At 72.6% G+C, this 22433-nt stretch carries 20 protein-coding genes; 8 read left to right on the plus strand and 12 right to left on the minus strand.

Annotated elements, in window-relative coordinates:
* Positions 1 to 192 precede the first annotated feature (192 nt).
* The 3 genes from ELR47_RS16640 to ELR47_RS16650 form a co-directional block, all read right to left on the minus strand.
* Positions 193 to 951: an alpha/beta fold hydrolase gene (locus tag ELR47_RS16640; RefSeq protein WP_130650908.1), complete on the minus strand. Its 759-nt coding sequence runs from the start codon at positions 949 to 951 to the stop codon at positions 193 to 195.
* Between the two features lie 5 nt (positions 952 to 956).
* A complete protein-coding gene (trpS, locus tag ELR47_RS16645; RefSeq protein ID WP_205745329.1) occupies positions 957 to 1961 on the minus strand; it encodes a tryptophan--tRNA ligase in 1005 nt (334 codons plus the stop codon).
* Positions 1962 to 2076: 115 nt separating this feature from the next.
* Entirely contained in the window at positions 2077 to 2319 is a 243-nt protein-coding gene (locus ELR47_RS16650) for a hypothetical protein (RefSeq protein WP_130650909.1), read from the minus strand.
* Between the two features lie 156 nt (positions 2320 to 2475).
* Between ELR47_RS16650 and ELR47_RS16655 the strand changes: the two genes are divergently transcribed.
* Positions 2476 to 3063 carry a GNAT family N-acetyltransferase gene (locus ELR47_RS16655; protein ID WP_130650910.1) on the plus strand — a complete coding sequence of 196 codons (588 nt, stop codon included), beginning with the start codon at positions 2476 to 2478 and terminating at the stop codon, positions 3061 to 3063.
* Between the two features lie 284 nt (positions 3064 to 3347).
* Here the strand turns inward: ELR47_RS16655 and ELR47_RS16660 are convergent, their stop codons facing one another.
* Positions 3348 to 4337 carry a malate dehydrogenase gene (locus tag ELR47_RS16660; RefSeq protein ID WP_130650911.1) on the minus strand — a complete coding sequence of 330 codons (990 nt, stop codon included), beginning with the start codon at positions 4335 to 4337 and terminating at the stop codon, positions 3348 to 3350.
* A gap of 120 nt (positions 4338 to 4457) precedes the next feature.
* Here ELR47_RS16660 and ELR47_RS16665 point away from each other — a divergent pair, with 120 nt between their 5' ends.
* On the plus strand, positions 4458 to 5087 hold the full coding sequence (locus ELR47_RS16665) for a class I SAM-dependent methyltransferase (RefSeq protein WP_130650912.1): 630 nt from the start codon (positions 4458 to 4460) through the stop codon (positions 5085 to 5087).
* A gap of 123 nt (positions 5088 to 5210) precedes the next feature.
* Here the strand turns inward: ELR47_RS16665 and purH are convergent, their stop codons facing one another.
* Together purH and purN are read right to left on the minus strand one after the other, a co-directional pair.
* Entirely contained in the window at positions 5211 to 6752 is a 1542-nt protein-coding gene (purH, locus tag ELR47_RS16670) for a bifunctional phosphoribosylaminoimidazolecarboxamide formyltransferase/IMP cyclohydrolase (RefSeq protein WP_130651457.1), read from the minus strand.
* Between the two features lie 8 nt (positions 6753 to 6760).
* Positions 6761 to 7399 (minus strand): phosphoribosylglycinamide formyltransferase, encoded by a 639-nt coding sequence (purN, locus tag ELR47_RS16675; RefSeq protein ID WP_130650913.1) that lies wholly within the window; start codon positions 7397 to 7399, stop codon positions 6761 to 6763.
* 226 nt (positions 7400 to 7625) lie between these two features.
* Here purN and ELR47_RS16680 point away from each other — a divergent pair, with 226 nt between their 5' ends.
* Positions 7626 to 8150, plus strand: coding sequence for a hypothetical protein (locus tag ELR47_RS16680; protein WP_165404153.1), 525 nt, complete (start codon positions 7626 to 7628; stop codon positions 8148 to 8150).
* 105 nt (positions 8151 to 8255) lie between these two features.
* Entirely contained in the window at positions 8256 to 9602 is a 1347-nt protein-coding gene (locus tag ELR47_RS16685; protein ID WP_130650915.1) for a C40 family peptidase, read from the plus strand.
* A 20-nt stretch (positions 9603 to 9622) separates the two neighbouring features.
* Here the strand turns inward: ELR47_RS16685 and ELR47_RS16690 are convergent, their stop codons facing one another.
* The gene (locus ELR47_RS16690) at positions 9623 to 9853 is read right to left on the minus strand and encodes a hypothetical protein (RefSeq protein WP_130650916.1); all 231 of its coding nucleotides are present in this window, start codon (positions 9851 to 9853) and stop codon (positions 9623 to 9625) included.
* 123 nt (positions 9854 to 9976) lie between these two features.
* Between ELR47_RS16690 and ELR47_RS16695 the strand changes: the two genes are divergently transcribed.
* From ELR47_RS16695 to ELR47_RS18525, 3 genes are all read left to right on the plus strand, one after another.
* Entirely contained in the window at positions 9977 to 11464 is a 1488-nt protein-coding gene (locus ELR47_RS16695) for an MFS transporter (RefSeq protein WP_130650917.1), read from the plus strand.
* On the plus strand, positions 11461 to 12969 hold the full coding sequence (locus ELR47_RS16700; protein ID WP_205745330.1) for a pyridoxal phosphate-dependent decarboxylase family protein: 1509 nt from the start codon (positions 11461 to 11463) through the stop codon (positions 12967 to 12969). Before ELR47_RS16695 ends, ELR47_RS16700 begins: the two co-directional genes overlap by 4 nt.
* 257 nt (positions 12970 to 13226) lie before the next feature.
* Entirely contained in the window at positions 13227 to 13373 is a 147-nt protein-coding gene (locus ELR47_RS18525) for a hypothetical protein (RefSeq protein WP_165404154.1), read from the plus strand.
* 6 nt (positions 13374 to 13379) lie between these two features.
* Here ELR47_RS18525 and ELR47_RS16705 read toward each other — a convergent pair whose 3' ends face one another.
* Genes ELR47_RS16705 through ELR47_RS16725 form a run of 5 tightly spaced genes read right to left on the minus strand, consistent with a single transcriptional unit; the run spans position 13380 to position 21246 of the window.
* Positions 13380 to 15338: a glycoside hydrolase family 15 protein gene (locus tag ELR47_RS16705; RefSeq protein ID WP_165404155.1), complete on the minus strand. Its 1959-nt coding sequence runs from the start codon at positions 15336 to 15338 to the stop codon at positions 13380 to 13382.
* The gene (locus tag ELR47_RS16710) at positions 15335 to 17242 is read right to left on the minus strand and encodes an alpha-amylase family glycosyl hydrolase (protein WP_130650919.1); all 1908 of its coding nucleotides are present in this window, start codon (positions 17240 to 17242) and stop codon (positions 15335 to 15337) included. Before ELR47_RS16710 ends, ELR47_RS16705 begins: the two co-directional genes overlap by 4 nt.
* Positions 17243 to 17258: 16 nt before the next feature.
* A complete protein-coding gene (locus ELR47_RS16715) occupies positions 17259 to 18203 on the minus strand; it encodes a sugar ABC transporter permease (protein ID WP_205745331.1) in 945 nt (314 codons plus the stop codon).
* Positions 18203 to 19891, minus strand: a complete 1689-nt coding sequence (locus tag ELR47_RS16720; protein ID WP_130650920.1) for an ABC transporter permease subunit — start codon at positions 19889 to 19891, stop codon at positions 18203 to 18205. Before ELR47_RS16720 ends, ELR47_RS16715 begins: the two co-directional genes overlap by 1 nt.
* 17 nt (positions 19892 to 19908) lie before the next feature.
* Positions 19909 to 21246 (minus strand): sugar ABC transporter substrate-binding protein, encoded by a 1338-nt coding sequence (locus ELR47_RS16725; protein WP_130650921.1) that lies wholly within the window; start codon positions 21244 to 21246, stop codon positions 19909 to 19911.
* 147 nt (positions 21247 to 21393) lie between these two features.
* Between ELR47_RS16725 and ELR47_RS16730 the strand changes: the two genes are divergently transcribed.
* A complete protein-coding gene (locus ELR47_RS16730) occupies positions 21394 to 22419 on the plus strand; it encodes a LacI family DNA-binding transcriptional regulator (protein ID WP_130650922.1) in 1026 nt (341 codons plus the stop codon).
* Positions 22420 to 22433 lie beyond the last annotated feature (14 nt).

Raw genomic sequence — 22433 nt, forward strand, 5'->3', positions numbered from 1 at the left:
GTCGGGGGCCCCGACGTCAACGTGTGGAGTCGTGGACGAACCCAGCACTTCCACGACTCCACGGAAGGCCGCACAGGCGGCGCGGCACCGCGGTCCGACGTCAACGTGTGGAGTCGTGGACGAACTCAGCACTTCCACGACTCCACGGATGGGCCGCCAGGGGTCGGCGCCGCCGTGTCGAGGGCAACCGGGTCACGCCGCGTCGGTGGCGGTGACCCGGGCGACGGCGCGCGCGAGTACCTCGGGACGCTCGCGATGGATGCTGTGCCCGGCGCCCGGGACGACCTCGGCGGTGACCCGCGTGCCGTCGGTGAGCTCGTCGGCCGTCGCCGGGGCGAGCCAGCCGCCGTACCCGGGGTCGGCGACCAGCAGATGGACGCGTTCGCGCCACCGGTCGCCGTCGGCACGCACGTCCCACGGGTCGTTGTCGTCGAGGACGGCGTCGACGACGTCGGGCGTCACCCGCCGGGCCGCGAGCACCTTGCGCGAGACGTCCCGTGGGTGCCAGGCGGGATGGGCCTCGGCGACGGCGTCCGTGTCGAGCTCACCGACGTCGAGGCGCTGCTCGACGCGCAGACGACGGTGGTCGTCGCCGGTCAGGTGCAGGACCGGGTCGACCAGCACGGCCGCGGGAGCCAGTTGCTGCTCGGCGAGCAGGTGGGCGGCGACGGCACCGCCCAGGGAATGGCCGACCAGCAGCTCCCACCGGTCACCGAGCAGGGCGACGTCGGCGGCGAACGCGGCGATGCGGTGGTCGGCCCCCGGTGGGCTCAACCCGTGGCTGCGGAGGTCGGGCGCCAGCACCATCCAACCGTCGGTGGCGAGCTCGGACGCGAGACGCCACCAGCTCGTGCCGTCGGAACCGAGGCCGTGCAGCAACAGTGCGCGGCGGCGACCGGTCGGATTCCACAGGTGGGTGTTGAGCCGGACCGCCGGCGGCTGCTCGCCCATGCGGCTCAGACCTGCCCGGGCGGCAGCAGCCCCATGGCCTGCTTGGCGCGCTCGAGCGTCGGGGCGGCGATCGCGCGGGCGCGCTCGGCACCGCGTTCGAGCAGTGCGGCGACCTCGCCGGGGTCGGCTTCGAGCTCGCGATAGCGGTCCTGGAACGGGCGCAGACGCTCGACGACCGCATCGGCGACGGCCTGCTTGAACGGTCCGTAGCCGCCCCCGTCGTACGTGGCGGCGAGCTTGTCGATCGGGTCCCCGGTGGCGCCGGCGAGGATCTCGAGCAGGTTCGACACGCCCGGCTTGTCGTCGCGGTCGTGGCGGATGTCGGTGGCCGAGTCGGTCACCGCGCTGCGGAACTTCTTCTCGATCTTCTTCGGGTCGTCGAGCAGTCGCACGATGCCCTTCTCCGACGACTGCGACTTCGACATCTTGCGCGTCGGGTCCTGCAGGTCCATCACACGCGAGCCGGCCTCCGGGTGCACCGCCTTGGGCAGGGTGAACACCTCGCCGAAGCGGTGGTTGAACCGCTGACCGATGTCGCGTGCCAACTCGATGTGATGGCGCTGGTCCTCGCCGACGGGCACCTCGTCGGCGGCGTAGAGCAGGATGTCGGCGGTCTGCAGGACGGGGTAGTCGAACAGTCCGACGCTGACCGACTCGCCGCGCCCCTCCGACTTCTCCTTGAACTGCGGCTGCTTGCGCAGTTCGCCGAAGCCGGCGACACAGTTGAACAGCCACGTGCACTCGGCGTGCTCGGAGAGGTGCGACTGCACGAACAGGATCGAGCGCTCCGGGTCGACACCGACGGCGAGCATCCCGGTCGCCAACTCGACGGTCCGTTGCCGCAACGTGGCCGGGTCGTGCTCGGCGGGCGAGGTCATCGCGTGCAGGTCGACCACGCAGTAGATGCACTCGGCGTCGTCCTGCATCGCCACCCAGTTCACCCACGCCCCCAGCAGGTTGCCGAGATGCGGGTCACCACTGGGCTGCATGCCGGAGAACACACGGGTCACGGGTCGGTCCCTGTTCGCGAGACGTGGAGTACGCCGGGACGGCGCGGGACGCGAAGGTAGCGCCGACGGATCGGCGGGCCGACGTCGCCTCCGAGGCGGGCGCGCCGCCGGTGGTTCAGGCCGACGGAGGAGGCGGCAGGGTCACGAGCGTCGTGTCGTCGTCCGGACAGACGCGCTCGGTGCTGGCCACGACCCGGTGACAGGCCGGACAGAACCCGGCGTCGTCGGCGAGCTGGTCATCCTCGGCGCCGTCGACCTGTTCGACCTCGGCGTCGTCGACCTCCTCGGTTTCGACGAACCGGCTGCGCAGGTTCGGGCCCGGCACGACCACGGTGTCGGCGAACTCCTCGGTGTGCATCGGCTCCTCCGGTTCGGCCACCAGTCTCGCAACATCGGCGCCGTGATGTCGCGGCCGTGTGGGCGGTCCCACCCGTCGCCCGTGGCGTCGGCGGCCCCCACGGCGTAGCTTCGCGGACGGGGAGCAGGCACCATTCATCGGGGAGCGCGTGGCCGGATGACGAGGATCGACCTGCCGGACCTGCGTACCGAGCACCTCCGGTTGCGACCGCCGCGGGAGGACGACGTCCCGGCGATCGTCGCGTGCTGCCAGGACCCCGACATCCAGCGCTTCACCCGGGTGCCCTCGCCGTACACGACCACCGACGGTCAGCGCTGGGTGACGTTCTGCCGTGACGGTCTCGTCCGTGGGACCGGCGCCCACCTGCTCGCCGTCGATGCCGACGACGACACGCGGGTGCTCGGCGCGATCGGTCTCGACGTGGACCGGGTGGACGACAGCGGGGAGGCCGGGTACTGGATCGCACCCGATGCGCGCCGGCAGGGGGTCGCCAGCAACGGCTGTCGGCTGCTGATCCGATTCGGTTTCGAGGAGTTGGGACTGGCCTACATCGGCCTGCACGCGGCCGCGACGAATCCGGGATCCAACGCGGTCGCCCGCGCGCTGGGCTTCACGCACGAGGGGACCTTGCGCTCGGCGATGCGCGACGGCCCCTCGGGTGACCGGTCGGCGCCCCGTTGCGACGCCAACGTCTGGGGCCTGCGGCCCGGGGAGCTGCTCGACCGGGGCCGGCACCCCGCCTGACCGATCGGACCGAGGTGGCACGACGTTGCGCAAGACGTCGACGATCGGTCACCTTGAGCACATGCGCCCGTGGCCGACATCGGGGAGAGTTCGACGGTCGCACGAGGCGACCCACGGGGAAAGCGAAAGGAGAGGTGATGACCCAGGACGCGCAGAGCCGCCCGGTCACCTACCCGCCACACGTCGTGGCACAGTGCCTGGCCGACCTCGGCTAGACGGCACCCCACACGACGTGCCACATGCGTAGCGCCGCGCCCGGTTCCGGGCGCGGCGCTGTTGCGAATTCAGAGCATGTCGGCGACGGCGTCGCGCTCCTGCTGCAACTCGTCGACCGACGCCTGCAACTTCTGCTGGGCGAAGTCGGACAGCTCGAGTCCCTGCACGATCTCGTAGGTGCCGTTGCCGTCGGTGGTGACGGGGAAGCCGGAGATCAGGCCCTCCGGCACGCCGTAGGAGCCGTCGGACGGGATCGCCATGGACACCCAGTCGCCGTCGGCGGTGGGCTTGCCGCCACACCAGTTGGCGACGTGGTCGACCAGCGCGCTGGCGGCCGATGCGGCCGACGACGCGCCGCGGGCGTCGATGATGGCCTTGCCGCGCTGCTGGACGGTGGTGAGGAACTCACCCTCGAGCCACTCGCGGTCGGTGATGACCTCGGTCGCCGGCCGACCGCCGATCCTGGCGTTGTCGAAGTCGGGGACCATGGTCGGCGAGTGGTTGCCCCACACGGCGAGGTTGGTGACCTCGGCGACCGGCACGCCGGCCTTCTTCGCCAGCTGCGACTTGGCGCGGTTCTCGTCGAGGCGCACCATGGCGGTGAAACGCTCGGCCGGCAGCCCTTCGGCGTTGGCGGCGGCGATCAGGGCGTTGGTGTTGGCGGGATTGCCGACGACGGCGACCTTGAGGTCCGACGCTCCGGCGGAGGCCAGCGCGGCGCCCTGTCCGGTGAAGATCTTGCCGTTGTCCTTGAGCAGGTCGGCGCGCTCCATGCCCGGACCGCGCGGCTTGGCGCCCACCAGGCAGGCGACGTTGACGCCGGCGAAGGCGGTCTCGGCCTGGTCGCTGAGCTCGATGCCGGCGAGCAGCGGGAACGCGGCGTCGTCGAGCTCCATCGCGACCCCCTCGAGCGCACCGAGTGCCGGGGGAACTTCGAGCAGGCGCAACTCGACGGGGGTGTCGGGACCGAACATCTGCCCGGAGGCGATGCGGAACAGCAGGGCGTAGCCGATCTGGCCGGCAGCACCGGTGACGGCGACACGGACGGGCGAGCTCATGGGTGCTCCTGGGAGTCGCGGGCGTGGTCTCGGGCGGCGGAACGTCCCGAGGGATCGCGGTTCCGGCAGCCTAGTGTCCGCAGACGTCTACGCTTCAGGCGAGCCCCGGACGGCAGAAGCATGAACTCGCTGCTGCAACGCCTCTTCGCCAGGATGTACGACCCGTGCATGGCGGCCGTCGAGCGCGCCGGTCTCGGTGAGCTCCGCGGAGCCCTGCTGGCCGACCTGTCGGGCGAGGTCGTCGAGATCGGTGCGGGCACGGGCGCCAACCTCGCCCACTACGGCGCGCAGGTACGACGCGTCGTCGCCGTCGAGCCGTCCCTCCCGATGGCCGACCGGCTGCGGCGACGGGCCGCGGACGGGCCGGACCACCTCGACGTCGAGGTGGTCACGGCACCGGCGGAGCGGCTGCCGCTGCCGGACGCGAGCGCCGACGTGGTGGTGTCGACGCTGGTGCTGTGCTCGGTACGCGACGTCGGTCGGACGCTCGCCGAGGCCCGGCGGGTCCTGCGCCCCCGGGGCCGGCTCGTCCTGCTCGAGCACGTCGCCGGCGAGGGCCGGCTGCTGCGTACGCAACGGTTGCTCCAGCCGGTGTGGTCGCCGCTGTCGGGCGGGTGCCACCTGACGCGGGATCCCGCCCCGGCGTTGGCGACGGCGGGGTTCGACACCGCCGGGGTGGACCGGGTCGAGCTGCCGATGCCCGCGTTGACGCGCCCCGGCCTCGTCGGCACCGCGATCGTCCCGCGCTGATCGGCGGTCGCGGCGCGACCGGCTGCTCGACGAGCAGCCCCCACAGGTCCGAGGGGCGGTCGCGGGCGACGAGCGAGCGTCGGCGAGCGCGACGATCGGGGTGGAGGGTGGGATCTGTGCCGTTCAGTGACGGAAGTGGCGGCGACCGGTGAACAGCATGGGGATGCCGTGCTCGTCGGCGGCGGCGATGACCTCGGCGTCGCGGACCGAGCCACCCGGCTGGACGATGGCGCGCACCCCGGCGGCAGCGGCCGCGTCGGGACCGTCACGGAACGGGAAGAACGCGTCGGAGGCGAGCACGCTGCCGGTGTGGCGGTCGCCGGCGCGCTCGACGGCGAGGCGGACCGAGTCGACCCGACTCATCTGTCCCGCGCCGACACCGACGACCTGCAGGTCCTTGGCGAGCACGATCGCGTTCGACTTGGTGTGCTTGCACGCGATCCAGGCGAAGCGCAGGTCGGCCAGCGTCGCCTCGTCGGGCTGCGCCTCGGTGACCACGCTCCACTCGTCGAACGGTTCGTCGCCGAGGTCACCGTCCTGGACGAGCAGGCCACCGGCGACCGCCCGCAGGTCCCGACCGGCACGAGGCCGATCGGCGGAGGGCATGCGCAGGATCCGCAGGTTGGCCTTGGTCCGCAGGACCTCGAGGGCCTCGTCGTCGTAGCCGGGCGCGACCACGACCTCGGTGAAGACCTCGACGATCCGGCGGGCGGTCTCGGCGTCGACGGGTCGGTTGACGGCGACGATGCCGCCGAAGGCGCTGACGGGGTCGCCTTCGAGGGCTCGGGCGTAGGCGGTGGGCAGCTCGTCGGCGACGGCGAAGCCGGCAGGGTTGGTGTGCTTGATGATGGCGACGGCCGGCTCGTCGACGTCGACCGCCAGCCCCCAGGCCGCGTCGGTGTCGAGCAGGTTGTTGTACGACAGTTCCTTGCCGTGCAACTGCTCGGCCGCACCGAGGCCGCCCTCACCGGGGTGGGTGTAGAACGCGGCGCCCTGGTGCGGGTTCTCGCCGTAGCGCAGCGTCGCCCGCCGCGGCAGCGACAGGCCGAGCTGGGTCGGGAACGGCTCGTCGCGCTGGAACCAGGCCGCGATCTCGGCGTCGTAGGCGGCGGTGTGCTGGAACGCCTTGGCGGCGAGTTCGCGCTTGAGCGAGAACGACAACCCGCCCTGTTCACGCAGCTCGACCAGGACCCGCTCGTAGTCGGCCGGGTCGACCAGCACGGCCACCGAGCCGTGGTTCTTGGCGGCCGCGCGGACCATGGTGGGACCGCCGATGTCGATCATCTCGACCACGTCGGGGTCACTGGCACCGGACGCCACGGTCTCGTGGAAGGGGTAGAGATTGACCACCACGAGGTCGATCGGATCGACGTCGAGCTCGTCGAGCTCTGCGACGTGGGCCGGATCGGTGCGGTCGGCGAGGATCCCCGCGTGCACGCGCGGGTGCAGCGTCTTGACCCGACCGTCGAGGCACTCGGGGAAGCCGGTGACCTCGGCGACACCGGTGACGGGGACCTCGGCGTCGCGCAACGTCTGTGCGGTCGAGCCGGTGGAGACGACCGTGACCCCGAGGGCGCGCAGTTCGCCGGCCAGGTCCGCCACACCGGTCTTGTCGTAGCAGCTGACCAGTGCCCGCCGTACCGGGGTGGGGGCGGGCGTCGGCATCGGGGTGTTCACGGCGTCTCCTCTCGGACGTGCACGACCCGGCCCTCGACGGCGACGAGGTCGTGACACAACAACTTCACACAGGCGGGTAGCAGCTCGTGCTCGACCGCCTTGATGCGTTCGTGGAGGGCGTCCTCGGTGTCACCGGCGACGACCTCGACCGCCCGCTGGGCGACGATGGGTCCGTGGTCGACCTGCTCGTCGACCAGGTGCACGGTGCAGCCGGTGACCTTGACGCCGTGGTCGAGGGCCTCGCGGACCGCGTGGGCGCCACGGAAGGCGGGCAGCAGTGACGGGTGGGTGTTGACCACCCGGTCGGGCCAGCCGGCGAGGAACGCGCCCGAGAGGATCCGCATGAACCCGGCGAGCACCACGACCTCGGGTCGGTGCGCCTCGACGTCGCGTCGCAGGGCCGCCTCCCAGGCCGTCCGGTCGGCGTGGTCGTCGAGCCCCTGGACCACGGTGGGGATGCCGCGTCCACGGGCGCGCTCGAGGCCGCCGGCATCGCGACGGTCGCTGCCGACGACGACCACCTCGCCGCCGAAGTCGGGGTCGGCATCGATGGCGTCGAGCAGGGCCTGCAGGTTGGTGCCACCGCCGGAGACGAGGACGGCGCATCGGGTCGACGGGCGCGACGCAGGCGGCACGGTGACTCCCCGGACATCTTCGTGTTCGACGGGCGGTCGGCGTGGCGCGTGCACCGCCGCCCACCACACGTTCGGCCGGGGCAACGGGTCGGACGCGACGTCGACCGGTCCACCCCCGCGACCGGGGGCGACGTCGGCCGAGCCTATCGAAGGTCCCGATGGGCGCGTCGCGCGCGCCGACTAGCATCCGAGGTCGCAGGCCGGGTGCGCACACGAGGGGGGCGGTTTGCGCGGCGACATGGCGCTGACCGCCCGCCTGTTGTTGCGCGCTTCGGGACTGGCCGGCGTGGTGGTCGCGCTCGGCGGCGTCCTGGCGGTGGTGGCAGCGACGCGACCGTGGTTCACGGCCGTGGCCGAGGTCGCGATGCTCGGTGTGGAGCAGAACCGGGCCGTGGCCGCGCTCACGGGGGTGCCCGACACGCCCGGGGGCTGGTTGACGCTGGCCGCCGGGCTCGTCGCGGTCGTCCTGGGGGCGGCGGCTGCGCTGGACCGGCCGCCCGCGAGCACGCGCACGGTCCTGCTCGGCTGTGCGCTGCTGCTGGTCTCGGCGGCCGGATGGGCCTGGGTGGGGCCTGGGCCGTCGCTGGCACGGGTGGCAGGGGGTGAGGGAGACCAACTGCTCGACCTGGCCGGCCGGCTGCCGAGCGGCGTGGACCTGCAGTTGTCGGTCCGGGCGGCGATGGGTCCGGTCCTCTCGGCCGTCGCGGCGGTGATGGTGGCCGTCGGCACATTGGCCGCCCGGGACCTGTAGCCTCCTTGGCCGTCCGTGCCGTCGGCAGTTCGCGCCCTGGTCCGGACCGCACTCCCCGTCGCCCAACCCCCGAGGTCCTCCGTGCCGCAGGGTCCGAGCCGCCGCTTGTCCCGTACCGCCCTGTCCGTGGTGACCGCGCTGGCCATCGGGGCCGCCGGCGTCCTGCCGGCCGCCGCGCAGCCGAGCTCGCAGGAGTTGCGGGGCGAGCGCGAACAGGTGCAGGAGCGCCTGGACGAGCTGATGATGCAGGTGGCGGAGGTCGTCGAGGACTACAACGAGGCCACGGTCGCGCTGGAGCTCGCCGAGGCCGAGCTGGCCGCGACCGAGCGTGAGCACGCCGGTCTGACCTCCGAGGTCGGCGAGCTGAGCGAGCTGGCCGAGGACCACGTCCGGCGGATCCACAAGCTCGGCCCCGGTCTCGAGCTGTCGTCGATCTTCGTGGCCGGCAACCCGACGGACGCCGGCGCCAAGGCGGCGACGTTGCGGCGGGTGCTGGCCGGCCAGCGTGCGGACCTCGAAGGTCTGGACGCGGCCCGGACGGCCATCGCCGCGACCGAGGAACGCCTCGACGAGCAGCGTGCCGCGGCGGTCGCGTCGGCCGAACAGGTCGCCGAGCGTCGCGAGCGGCTCGACCAGCGTGTGGCCGCCAACGAGACCGAGATCGCGGATCTCGAGCGCCGGATCCGCGCGGCCGAGGAGCGCGAGGAGGAGGAGCGTCGCCGCGCCGAGGAGGAGCGCCTCCGCCGCGAAGCGGAGGAGCGTGCCCGCCAGCAGGCCGAGGAACGTGCCCGCCAGCAGGCCGAGGAACGTGCCCGCCAGCAGGCCGAGGAGCGCGCCCGGCAGGAGGCGACCCGGGAGCGCGAGGCTGCCGCGCAGCCCTCGGAACCCGAACCCGAGCCGGCACCGGCACCGGCGCCCTCGTCGCCGCCGGCCGCTTCCGGCAACAGCGGCGGCAGCACCAACAGCGGCGGCAGCACCAACAGCGGCGGCAGCACCAACAGCGGCGGCAGCACCAACAGCGGCGGCAGCAACGGCAGCAGCAGTGGCGGCGGGAGCGGCGAGTCCACGCCCGCACCGGCACCCTCGACCCGCCGTTCCGCGCAGGCTGCGGTGGACACCGCCCTGGCACAGGTCGGCAAGCGCTACCAGTGGGGCGGCGGCGGACCCAACAGCTTCGACTGCTCGGGCCTGACCTCGTTCGCGTGGCGCGCCGCCGGCGTCGACATCACCCGCACGTCGCGCTCGCAGTACGCCGCGACCAAGCGGATCTCGCGCGGGGACCTGCAACCGGGCGACCTGATCTTCTACGGCCGCTCCGTCAGCGGCATCTCGCACGTCGCGATGTACGTCGGTGGCGGGCAGATCGTCGAGGCGCCGTACACCGGCGCCAACGTCCGCGTCCGCAGCGACGGCCTGTCGCGCAAGGACATCGTCGGGTACGGACGCCCCTGACGGACCCCGGTCCGCCGGCGTCAGGGTTCCGGCGTCGCGTCCAGGACGTCCCGAGCGAGCCGTTGCGCTTCCTCGAGGCGTCCCGCCTCGACGTACAGGCGGGTGCCCCAGTCCCCCGCCGACAGGATCCGGGTGTAGCGCCCGGAGCTCTTGTGCCACCACACGATGCCGGCCCGTTCGAGCACCTCGGCGATCCGTTCGGCGTGCTCGTCGGTGAACTGTCCGAGGTGGACGGTGCGTTTCTCGGCCATCAGGGCAGCTCTCCGGACGCCGTCGGTCCTCCGACGCTAGCGCCCGGATGCTTGACGGCCCGGCCACCCTCGGCGAGGGTTCGCCGTTCCGCGTCCGGGAGGGACGCGGAACGGGAACGGGACATGGGCCAGCTCGCTCGACCGACGCTGTCGCGACGCACCTACCTCGGCTACGCGGTCGGGTCGGTGGGCACCGGCGTGTTCGCGACCGTGCCGGGCCTGCTGTTGCTCACCTTCCTGGTCCGCCAGCTGCAGGTGCCGCCGGCCCTGGCGGGGCTGGTGATCCTGTTGCCGCGGCTGTGGGACGTGGTCACCGACCCACTGGTCGGGTCGCTGTCGGACCGGACCCGTTCCCGACTCGGGCCGCGTCGACCGTGGTTGCTGGCCGGCGCGCTCACCCTGCCGGTCGCGTTCGCGCTGCTGTTCCGCGTGCCCGAGCTCGCCGGCCGGCCGGCGGCCGTCTACGTGCTGGGCGTCTACGTGCTCGGTACGACCGCGTTCACGATCTTCCAGGTGCCCTACGTCGCCATGCCTGCCGAGATGACGCAGGACTACCACGAGCGCACGACCATCCTCTCCTGGCGGGTGGCCCTGCTGACCGTCGGCATCCTGCTCGCCGGTGGGCTTGCACCGGAGATCGTCGCCGCCGGCGGTGGTGGCCGGGACGGCTACGCCCGGATGGGCCTGGCCATCGGGGCCGTGCTGCTCACGGCGCTGCTGGCCTGTTTCCTCGGTACCCGTGCGGCCCCGGTCGCCGCGCCGGTCGCGACCACCGCCTCCTTCCGGCAGCAGCTGCGGGCCGCGGGCGACAACCGACCGTTCCTGCTGCTGTTGGCCTGCTTCGTGGTCCAGGCGCTCGGCATCGGCGCGATGCTCGCCGGTGTCGACTTCTTCGCTGCCTACGTGCTCGGGGACCCGGGACAGACCTCGATCCTGTTCGTGTGCCTGGTCGGCCCGGCGCTGGTGACCATGCCGCTGTGGGCGTGGGTGGGCCACCGTTTCGGCAAGCGCGCCGGCTGGGTCACCTGCTCGCTGGTGTTCGCCGCCGGCGGCCTGTCGCTCGTCACGGCGTCGCCGCAGCGGCTGTGGCTGGTCTACCTGCAGGTGGTCGTCATGGGTACCGCCTACGCCGGCACGCAACTGTTCCCGTTCGCGATGTTGCCGGACGCGATCAGCCTCGACACGGCCCGGTCCGGTCTGCGGCGCGCAGGTGCCCACACCGGCGTCTGGACCGCGGGCGAGAAGGGCGGCATGGCGATCGGGCCGGCCGTCTACGCCGGCATCCTCGCCCTGACGGGCTTCGTGGAGACCGAGTCGGGCGCGATCGTCGACCAACCGTCGTCCGCCGTCACCGGGGTACTCCTCGGGTTCGCCCTCGTGCCACCGCTGCTGGTGGTGTCCGGCCTGTGGTTCCTGCGCGGCTACGACCTCGACGCCGACACGGTCGCGGGGCTCCACGGGTCCGACGCTCCACCGCTCGCCCCGGGAGCCGTGCCCTATCCGTCCCCGCTGCCCGTTCCCGACGCACCCGACGCCCCTCGAGCCCCCGACGCCGACGTCGCACCCGACGCCGGCACCGATGCCGTCGACCGACCACCGGAGTCCCCGTGACGCTGCCCCACAGCGGCCTGCCCCGCGACGAGGTCTTCGCCCGCCTCGACGTCCTGCGCCGAGACGATCTCGACAGCCGGGGCGGGCGGACCTGGGCGTACGTCTACGACTCGGGCCGGGCCGAGGTCGACGAGGTGGCCGGGCAGGCCTACCTCGCCTTCCTGCACGAGAACGGGCTCGACCCGACCGTGTTCCCGAGCGTGCTGGCGATGGAGAACGACGTCGTGGGGATCGCGGTCACCCACCTCGGCGGGGACGAGCACGCGGTCGGCAGCTTCACCAGCGGCGGGACCGAGTCGTGCATGCTGGCCGTGAAGGCGGCCCGCGACCGGTTGCGCGAACGATCCGGCCCCGGACGCGCCCGGGTCGTGTTGCCCGACACCGCCCATGCGGCGTTCTCCAAGGCCGCCCACTACTTCGACCTCGAGGAGGTGCGCGTCGGGGTCGACCCGACGACGTTCGCGGCCGACGCCGCCGCGCTGACCGCCGCGATCGACGAGCGGACCGCCCTGGTCGTGGTGTCCGCACCGCAGTACGCCCACGGCGTGATGGACCCGGTCGAGGCGGTGGCCGCGGTCACCGCCGAGCGCGACGTGTGGTTGCACGTCGACGCCTGCATCGGCGGCTGGCTGCTCCCCTACGCCGCCCGCCTGGGGGTCGAGGTGCCGCCGTTCGACTTCCGTGTGCCCGGCGTCACCTCGATCTCGATGGACCTGCACAAGTACGCCTACTGCCCCAAGGGGGCGTCGGTGGTCCTCTACCGGGACGCCGATCTGCGCCGCCACCAGTTCTACGCCTGCGCGGACTGGTCCGGCTACACCGTGATCAACCCGACCATGCAGTCGACGAAGTCGGCCGGTCCGCTGGCGGCGGCATGGGCGACGCTGCACCACGTCGGCGACGACGGCTACCTCGACGTCGCCCGCCGCACGCAGGCGGCGACGCGACGGCTGATCGACGGCATCGCCGCGATCGACGGCCTCGAGGTGCTGGGCGACCCGCGGCTGAGCCTCGTGGCGGCGCACGCGCCGGCGTACGACGTGTTCGAGGTGGTCGACGAGATGAAGCGGCGCGGCTGGTACGTGCAGCCGCAGCTCGCCCACGGTGCCTCGCCCGCGAACGTGCACTTCTCGGTGACCGCCACCTCGGAGCAGGTGGTCGACGCCATGCTCGAGGACCTCGCCGCGGCCTGCGAGCACGCCCGCGGCATCGAGGTGTCCGACGAGCGGCGCACCTTCCTCGCCGCGCTGCGTGGCCTGGATCCCGACGCCTTCACCCCGGAGATGTACGCCGGGCTGCTGGCAGCTGCCGGCCTCGGGCGCGCCGCAAGCGGACCGAACGCTGGTGACGGTGCCGCCCTGCCACCGGACATGGCGACGATCAACGCGATGCTCGACGCGCTCCCCGCGGCGCTACGGGAACGGCTGTTGATCGCCTTCCTCGGCGAACTGTTCCGGCCGGCGCCCGGAGGCCGGGCCGACGCGGTCAGCCCCGGAGCAGGCTGAACAGGGCCAGCAGCAGCAGGGTGCCGATCACCGAGACCACGATCGACCCGAGACATCCGAGTCGATTCGAGTAGAAGCCGAACATGCTGTCCCCTCGTCGTGTACCGGGTGCAGGGAACCGGGCCGGCGGGGCGATCCCTCCCGCGCACCACCGCTGAAGGACGAGGGTCGTCCACCTCGCGGCCGCGGTCGGGGAACCGGCGGAGGTTCCCCGACCGTCGGCAGCCGGTACCGTCGCCACCCGGGGAGGAGCGGACGTGGGCGAGGTCGTCGCGACGGTGGTGCTGGTGCTGGTCGTCGCGGTGCTCGCCGGTGTCGTGTGGCGATCCCTGCAGCGCTCCGCCGACGTCGAGCGGCGGGCGCTCGACGAGGACCCCGACCCGTTCCGTGACCTGCGCCGCTGAGTCGGGTCAGTCCAGGACGGCGGCGACCCGGCGCCGATGTTCGGCCAACGCCGGCGTGTCGGGTCGGCAGGCCAGCACGTACATCGCATGGCTCCACGTCAGCGGCACGATCCAGGCCGGCCGGCCGGTGGCGGCGTCGACCTGCTCGGGCAGCAGCTGCGTCGAGGTGGCCGCCCGCCGGGCGTAGTCGAGTCCGTCGGCGGGCACGGGCGCACCGGGTGCCCGACGGGCGAGCCCGAGCCACAGGGTGGTCAGCACCCATGGGTTGCCGCCCCGGTAGTCGTCGCCTGGATAGCGGCCCAGGCCACCGTCGGCGGCCCGCAGCCGGGCGTCGAGGACCTCGAGGGTGGCGGCCATCCGCGGCTCGTCGGGCGCGAAGGTCGCGAACGGATAGGTGAGCCCGAGCAGCGACGCGTCCGGGGTCGCGTCGATCGGGTCGACCGACCCGACCGGGTGCTGCGCGTGGGCCGGTAGCAGGCCGTAACAGCCGGGCACCGGGTCACCGGCGGTGTCCCCGCGTGCGAGCACGATCGAGCGCAGGTAGTGCCCGTGCTCCTCGGACCACAGGAAGGCCTCGATGCCGGCCTTGACGCGTCCCGCGGCGGCGTCCCAGCCCTCGGCGCGGCCGGGCTGGCCGGCACGGCGGGCGATGTCGGCGGCCGCGCGCAGTCCGGCCTCCGTGGCGGCCGCGGTGTAGGCGTGCAGGCCGACGCGCTCCTCCCACAGGTCCATCGACGGGGCCGGCAGGCCGGTGGCCGGGTCGAGCACCCGCACCAGCGCGTCCGCGGCGCGGACCACCGAGGGCCACACCAGCTCGTGCAGCCCCCCGAGTCCGAGCGTGCGCAGGGCCTGGTCGTAGGCGAACAGCACGGTGCCGGTCTCGTCGAGCTGGGTGCCCCACGACGGCGCGAGGCTGCCGTCGGTCCAGTTGCGCTGGAGCCACAGCCCGTCGGCTCCCTGGGCCCGGACCAGCCACTGCAGGGCGGGGACGGCGAGCTCGTCGCGACCGGCCGAGAGCTCGGCGAGCAGGAGGTAGACGAGGTCACGGGCCCACACGAACCCGTAGCCGCCGGACCGGGCGAACCACGGATCCTGCTCGGGTGCGGCGATCACGCCACCGGTCGCCTTGTCCGACACCAGGGCGAACACCAGTTGCGATCGTCGTTCGAGGTCGGCCAACGGCCCGTCGACGACGAGGGGAACGGTCGCCCGAGCGACCGCGTCGGCCTCCCGACGTTCGCGCCACTGACGCTCCCGGTCACCACGGACGGCGGCGTGGGCACGGTCGACCGCCTCGGCAACGGTGTCGGCCACCGCGACGGCCACCGTCACCTGTGGCCAGGCGGCGTCGGCGACCAGCGCCCCGTCGACCTCGCCGTGGACGACGCCGCTGCCGCGCAACCGCCCCTCGGCGAGATCGCGCAGCAGGTCATCGCCGTTGTGCCGCTCCCCCAGCGTGCCGGTGGCCGGGACGTCGAGGGCGAGCGCCAGCACCCGGTCGCGACGGTGGAACACCAGCGCGCCGGTGGTCGGGTCGAGGAAGCCACCGCCGCCCTGCACCTGTCCGGCCAGCTCGGGCCGCACCACCACGGCCAGTGGTGTGGACAGACCCGTCACGTGGCGCACCAGCACCGGGGCGTCGACGGTCACCACGTCGGTGACGGTCACCGCCGCCTCGCCGCTGGCCACGGTGGTGCGCAGGATGCTGGCCGCGTCCTCGTAGGTCTGGGTGTGGCGGACCGGCCCGGCACCGCCCGGCGGGACGTCACCGGCCTCGTCGAGGAAGCGCAGCGTGCCGTCGGCGACGGTGGCCAGGCGCAGGAGGCCGAGGTGGGGGTCGTGGTCGACGTGCGGCCACCACAGCTGCTCGACCTCTCCCCTGGCGGAAAGGGTCACCAGCAGCGAGCCGTCCCCGAGGACGGCGTTGGGGAACAGCGAGCGGCGTGGGTCGGCGGGGACGGTCACGGGCGGGCCTCGGTGGCGTACGGAACGGGCAGGGGTGGCAGCCGCCAGGCCCGGGCGATGGGCCGGTCGGTGGCGGGCAGGCGCAGGCGACCGGAGCACACGCGCAGCGGCGGATGGTCGAGCAGGGCCTCGACGGTGGCGTCCTCGGCGAGGTGGAGCAGCCGTGCGTCGAGCTCGACCGGGTCGGTGCCGGAGCGGGTGAGCTGCACGAGGACCCGCTCATCGGGATGTTGGCGCAGGTAGGCGAGCTGGTCGTCGGCGGTGAGGATCCAGCGCAGCCCGCCGCGACGCAACGCCACCGACGACCGCCGCAGCGCCACCAGTCGTCTCACCCAGGCCAGCGCGTCGTGGTCCCAACGTTCGGGTCGGTGCCACGGCATGGGCGCGCGGGCCTGCAGGTCGTCGTGGCCGGTCGACCCGATCTCGTCGCCGTAGTAGAGCGAGGGGACCCCGGGGAAGGTCAGCAGCCAGGCCAGGCCGACGTCGCGGCGGTCGACGTCGCCGGCGACGGTGGCCCACCGGGCCCGGTCGTGGGAGCCGAGCAGCGACAGCGAGTGCACCACGCTGCGCCAGGGCACCTGGCCGCGAACGAGGTCGAGGCCGCGGACGACCGCGGCACCGCCACGACGCGGCAGTGCGACCGGCTGCCCCATCGCGTCGTCGAGCCGGTCGGGGTCGCGCAGCCAGCTCCAGGCGGCACGGGTGAATCCGAGGTAGTCCATCGTGCCGTGCCAGCCGGCGCCCTGGAGGTCCGCGGTGGCGTCGTGGCAGTGCTCGGCGAGCAGGTAGGCGTCCTCGCCCCGCACCTCGCGCATGGTGCGCAGCAGCGTGGCCTGCACCTCGGCGGTGAGGTCGATCGCACCGGAGCGTCCGGCGACGTTGGCGGCATCGACCCGCCAGCCGTCGAGCGAGAACGGCGGCGCGAGCCAGCGGGCGGCCACCGAACCGGGCCCGTCGTAGAGCTGCGCGCGCAGCGCCTGACTGCGGTGGTCGAACTTCGGCAGGGTCGGGACGCCGGCCCAACCCAACGCCCGTCCGCCGGGGTGGTCGTGCCACAGGTAGAACCCGGCCTCGGTGGAGCTCGGGTCGGCCGTTGCGGTGGTGAACCACGGATGGCGGTCGCCGGAGTGGTTGAGGGTGAGGTCGCCGATCAGGTGCATGCCACGCGCGTGCAGGGCGGCGGCGAGCTCGACCAGGGCCGCGTCGCCACCGAGCAGCGGGTCGACGCGGTCGAAGTCGGCGGCGCAGTAGCGGTGGTTCTCGGGCGCCGGGAACACCGGGTTGAGGTAGACGCCGGTGACACCGAGGTCGACGAGGTGGTCGAGGTGGCGCACGATCCCGGGCAGGTCGCCGGCGTAGAACTGGCGCATCGAGGCGGGGTGGACGGTGGCGACCGGGTCGTCCCAGGCCGCCGGCAGCGCGTCCGCGGGCAACCGTGAGGCCTCCGGTGCGTCGGTACTGCCGTCACCACGGGCGAAACGGTCGGGGAAGACCTGGTAGAGGACCGCGTCGGCCACCCAGGCCGGCGGCGGTGGGGTCGCCACCAGGCCGAGGTCCCAGGTGTCGGCGACGTCGTGGTCGACCACGCCGAGCTGGGTGAGCCAGCGCTGTCCTCCCGGCCCGTCGAGCAGGAAGCGGTAGCGGGAGATCGGGTTGACGACCTCGACCTCGGCTTCGAAGAGGTCGACCGCCGGGCCGCGCGCCACCCGCCGCGCCGGGGCCCAGGCCGGTTCGGTGTCGGGGGTCGTGCGCACGTGGACGGCGTCGACCTCGGCGGCGTGGGGCACCTCGACCCGGACGACCACCCGGTCGCCGAGGGCGGGCGCGGCCACGGCACGACCCGCCGGCGTGGCGACGTACACCGGCGAGCCGTCCGTGTGGGCCTGGTGGAGGAGGTCGGTCACGTGCGTGGCCGCTCCATCAGCCCTTGACCGAGCCCGACGTCAGCCCGGAGACGATCCAGCGCTGGCCGAACAGGAACAACAGCAGCGTCGGCAGCGACCCGATCAGGGCGCCGGCGGCGAACGGCCCCCACTGCTGACCGTAGTTCTGGTCGATGAAGCGGTACAGCCCGGTCGCCAGGGTCTGGTTGGCGTCCTCCTGGCCGAGCAGGATGCTGGCGAGGATGAACTCGTTGAACAGGAAGATGAACGACAGCAGCCCGGCGACCACCAGGATCGGCGCGGAGAGCGGGAGGATGATCCGCACGAAGATCTGGCCGTGGGTGGCGCCGTCCACGCGGGCCGACTCGTCGAGATCGGTCGGCACGGTGTCGAAGAAGCCCTTCATCAACCAGGTGTTCGTGCCGAGCGCCCCGCCGAGATAGACCAGGAACAGCCCGAGCTGGGTCCCGAACCCGATGGCCGGGAAGTAGCCGCGGACGTTGACCAGGAACAGGAAGATCGCCACGTTGGCGAGCAACTGGGGGAACATCTGCACCAGCAGGATGGTGAGCAGGCCCACCCGCCGGCCGACGAAGCGCAGCCGCGAGAACGCGTAGGCGGCCATCGCCGAGAGCATCATGTTGGCGATCGCCGCGCCGCCGGCGATCTTGAGCGAGTTGCCCAGCCAGGTCCAGAACGGCGTGACCTCGAACAGCCGGGTGTAGTTGGCGGTGGTGACCTCGCGTGGCAGCAGTTGGCTGCCCTGCAGCGTCGCGGTCGGCGACACTGACGCGAGCACCACGAAGTAGGCCGGCATCAGCGCGAACGCGACCGCCAACAGGGCGACGAGGTAGCGCCAGCCGAGTTCCTTGAACCAGCGCACCCCCTTGGGCGACGGGGTGCGCGTGGCGCGGATGGCCGGGTCACGGACAGCGGCGTGCTCGGTCGTCGGGACCGGCATCGGGACCGGGTCGGCGGCCATCAGTTGATCTCCTCGAGCACCGCGGTGCGTTTGAAGCCGATGTAGCTGAAGACCGCCACGAGCAGGAAGATGATCGACGACACCGCCGCAGCGAGCCCGAAGTCCTGACCACGACCGCCCTGGAACGCCAATCGATAGCTGTAGCTGATCAGGATGTCGGTGTGGCCGGCCGGAGTCGGGGTCCCACCGATCGGCGGCCCGCCACCGGTCAGCAGGAACACGACGTTGAAGTTGTTGAAGTTGAACGCGAACGAGGCGATCAGCAGCGGTCCGACGGCGACCAGCAGCAGTGGCAGGGTCACGTTGCGGAACGCCTGCCAGCCCGACGCGCCGTCGACCTTGGCCGCCTCGGTCAGGTCCGACGGGATCGCCTGGAGCGCACCGGTGTTGATCAGGAACATGTACCCGAAGCCCAACCACAGGTTGACCAGCAGGATCGAGAACTTCGGCAACGCGCCGGCGTAGGCCTGGCTCGACAGCCACGGCACGTCGAGTCCGAACATGCGGTTGACCGGACCGAACGACTGGTTGAGCAGACCGCGCCAGATCAGCGCCGTCATGAACGACGGCAGCGCGTAGGGGATGATCAACAGCGAGCGGGTCAGCCTGCGCCCCTTGATGCGCGGGTCGTTGAGGGCCATCGCGAGCGCGAGCCCCATCACGAACGTCGTGAGCATCGACAGCATCGCGAACGCGAACGTCCACACGAACACGCGGAAGAACGGTCCACGGATGGCGGGTGAGGTCAGCACCTGCTCGTAGTTGTCGAACCCGACCACGGTGCGGAAGCCCGGTCGCAGCGTGGCACCGTCCTCGGCGGTGTAGACCCCGTCGACCGGCTCGTAGACCACGCCCTCGACGGTGTCGACGATGTTGCCGGTGTCCTCGTCGAGCTCGAGCGCGGTCACGGCGACCGCCGCGGTGGTGAAGGTCTGCACGCTGATCGCCTCGGCGTTCACCCCCTCGTCGAACTCGGCGGCGCGTTCGTCGGAGATCGGCACGGCGAAGTCGAGCACCTCGTCCTCGCGCTGCTGGGCCTCCCCGAGCGTCAGTGGCCGGAAGCGGTCGGCCACGACGATGTCGCGGCCCTCGCCGGCGACGTCCCCCTCGTCGATCGACTCGAGGCCGTCGGCGGTGCCCAGGAACACGTCCCCGTCGGGATCGGTGAGCAGCAGGGCGAGCGTGCCGTCGGCGTCGTCGACCAGCGGCGTGGACCGGAAGCGGGTGGCGCCCTCGGGCACCCGGGTCGCGCCGGCCAGGATGCGGTCGACCGCCTGGTCCTGGGTCAGCACGTTGCCCGTGCCGTAGTTGGTGAAGCCGATGTAGGCGGTGTACAGGACCGGATAGACCTGGAACACCAGCAGCGCGATCGTGCCGGGGATCAGGAACTTCAGCGGCAGGGTGCGCCGGGAGAGGTAGACCGCGTCGAGCGCGAGCGTCGCGACGACCACGACGAGCAGCGGGGTCCAGGCCCGCAGTGGCAGCAGGGTCGAGACCGCGTACAGGGCGAGGCCGTTGACCACGCCGAGGAAGACGAGCTTGAAGAACAGGCCCGTCAGGCTGTTGGAGCCGAGCCGGGCGGCGAGACGGTCGGCGAAGGGCTCGCGGGAGGGCCGTCGACCGTTCGGCCCGCCGGCGGGCCGGGAGGCGTCGGACGCCCCCCGGCCGGCGGTCTGCTGCTGACTCATCGTCGCGTGGCCGCGGATCAGCCGGCGTCGATGGTGTTGCGGATCTGCTCGGCTGCCTCTTCGAACGCCGCCTCGGGGTCGTTGCCCGCGAAGATGTTCTGGTAGGCGTCGGTCCAGGCGGTCCAGACCGCACCCATCTCCGGGATGGCGGGCATGGGCCGGCCGGTCTCACCGGCAGCGCCGAAGCCGGCGACGTCCGGGTCGTCGGACACGGCGTCGAACGCGCTCTGCAGCGCCGGGGGTCGGCCCCCGGCCTCGTACAGCTCGAGCTGGACCTCCTCCTGGCCGAGGTAGTCGAGCACGAAGGTGGTGGCGGCGAGCGAGTTCTCCGCGAACGCGGACACCATCACGCCCTGCACCCCGACGAACGGGCCGGCGGGGTTGCCGTCGACGCTGGGCAGCGGCTCGACGACGTAGTCGACGTCACCGAAGTCCGGCAGCGCCCACGGACCGGTCACTGCGAACGGCGCACGACCGGAGGCGAAGGTGTCGATCATGACGTCGTAGGTGACGTCGGAGTTGACCACGCCCTGCTCGGCGAGCTCGCCGAAGATCTCGGCGGCACGCAGGCCACCCTCGGAGTCGATGCCGACGTCCTCGGCGTCGTAGGACCCGTCGTCCTGCTGCCCGAACACGTAGCCGCCGGCGCCGGTCACGACCCAGTAGTTGTGGAACGGGTCGCCCGGGTCCTGCTGCCAGGCCACGGGCAGGTCGGCGTCACCGGCGTCGACCGCGCTGGTACCGACCTCGACCATGTCCTCGAGGGTCTCGGCGGCCTCGGGAGCGAGCTCGGTGTTGCGGACGAGCGCGATGTTCTCGATCGAGTACGGCAGCCCGTAGTTGGTGCCGTCGTAGCTGAACGCCTGCGTGGCGACCTCGAGGTAGTCGCCCTCGGCGCCACCGAGGTCGAGCGGCTCCACCACGCCGTTCTCGGCCAGTTCCCCGAGCCAGTCGTGGGCGCCGATGAAGACGTCGGGGCCCTGGCCCGCGGGACCCTGGACCGAGACGAGGTCGCGGATCTGGTCGAACGGCACTTCCTGCACGGCGACGCTGATGCCCTCCGCCTCACCGAACTCCTCGGCCAGCGGCTCGAGGATCGGCGCACGGGTGTCGTCGGCCCAGATCACGAGGTCCGCGTCGGCACGGGCGATCTCCTCGCCCTCCTCCTCGGCGCCCTCGTCGGGCTCCGGCTCGGCCGGTTCCTCGTCGGTGGGCTCCTCGGTGTCCTCGGTCGTGGGTTCCGCGGTGTCCTCCGCGGGGTCCTCGGTGGTCGTCGGCTCTTCCGTCCCGTTCCCACAGGCGGTCAGCACGAGCGCGGCGGCCGGCACGACCGCCCACTTCCTCCAGCTGGTCATCGCACGTTTCTCCCTCGTGGCCAGGGGGACGAACCGCGCGCCCGTCCTCTCCTCCGGCGAGGCCGACTCTAGCAAGATGTTGCACGGTGCTGCCAAGATTTCCGCAAAACCTTTCAGAGCTTGGAGGTAGCGACTAGGGTCCGTGGCGTGAAACCACGACTCCGTCACGTCGCCGAACTCGCCGGTGTCAGCCAGGCGACCGTCAGCCGCGTGCTCAACGGCAAGGCCGGCGTCTCCGAGACGACCCGGCGGGAAGTGCTGCGCGCACTCAACCAGCTCGGCTACGAGCCCGTCGGGGTGGCCCGCGCCCGCCGCCGCGGCCTGGTCGGGTTGATCGTGCCCGAACTCGACAACCCGGTCTTCCCGCGTTTCGCGCAGGCGATCGAGTCCCGGCTCGCCAACGAGGGCCTGACCACGGTGCTGTGCACCTCGACGCCGGCCGGCATGGTCGAGTCCGACTACCTCGAGGTCCTGCTCGACCACGCCGTGACCGGCGTCATCCTCGTGTCCGGGCTCGGCGCGGACACCACGGCGGTCGACGACCACGCCCGCTACCTCGACCTGCTCGCCCGCGGGGTCGCGGCCGTGCTGGTCAACGGTGCGCCGACCGGTCTCCCGGTCCCGAGCGTCACCGTCGACCACGCGACCGCGGCCCGGCAGGCCGTCGGGCACCTCGCCGCGCTCGGTCACCGCCGCATCGGGCTCGCGATCGGACCGCGCCGCTACCTGCCGAGCATCGAGCTCACCGAGGGCTACCGGCAGGGGCTCGCCGAGGCGCGACACGACGACGAGCTGGTCAGTGAGACGCTCTACGGCATCGAGGGCGGACACGCGGCGGCCGTCCAGCTGCTGGCGCGCGGCGCGACCGGCATCGTCTGCGGATCGGACCTGATGGCGATGGGGGCCATCCGCGCCATCCGCGAGCAGGGCCTGTCGGTGCCCGGGGACGTGTCGGTCATCGGGTTCGACGACGCCGGCCCGAACCCCTATGTCCATCCGCCGCTGACGTCCGTTCAGCAGCCGTTCGAGGCGATGGCACAGGCGGTCGTGCAGCTGCTCGGCGAACAGCCACTGGGCGACCGCGACGTCCCGCACCTGCGGTTCCGTCCCGAGCTCGTGGTGCGGGCGACGACCGGCCCGGCTCGCGTCCCCGCGGTGGACGCCACCGGCTGAGGTCGCCGGCCCCA

This window comes from Egicoccus halophilus, from assembly GCF_004300825.1.
Classification (GTDB): domain Bacteria; phylum Actinomycetota; class Nitriliruptoria; order Nitriliruptorales; family Nitriliruptoraceae; genus Egicoccus; species Egicoccus halophilus.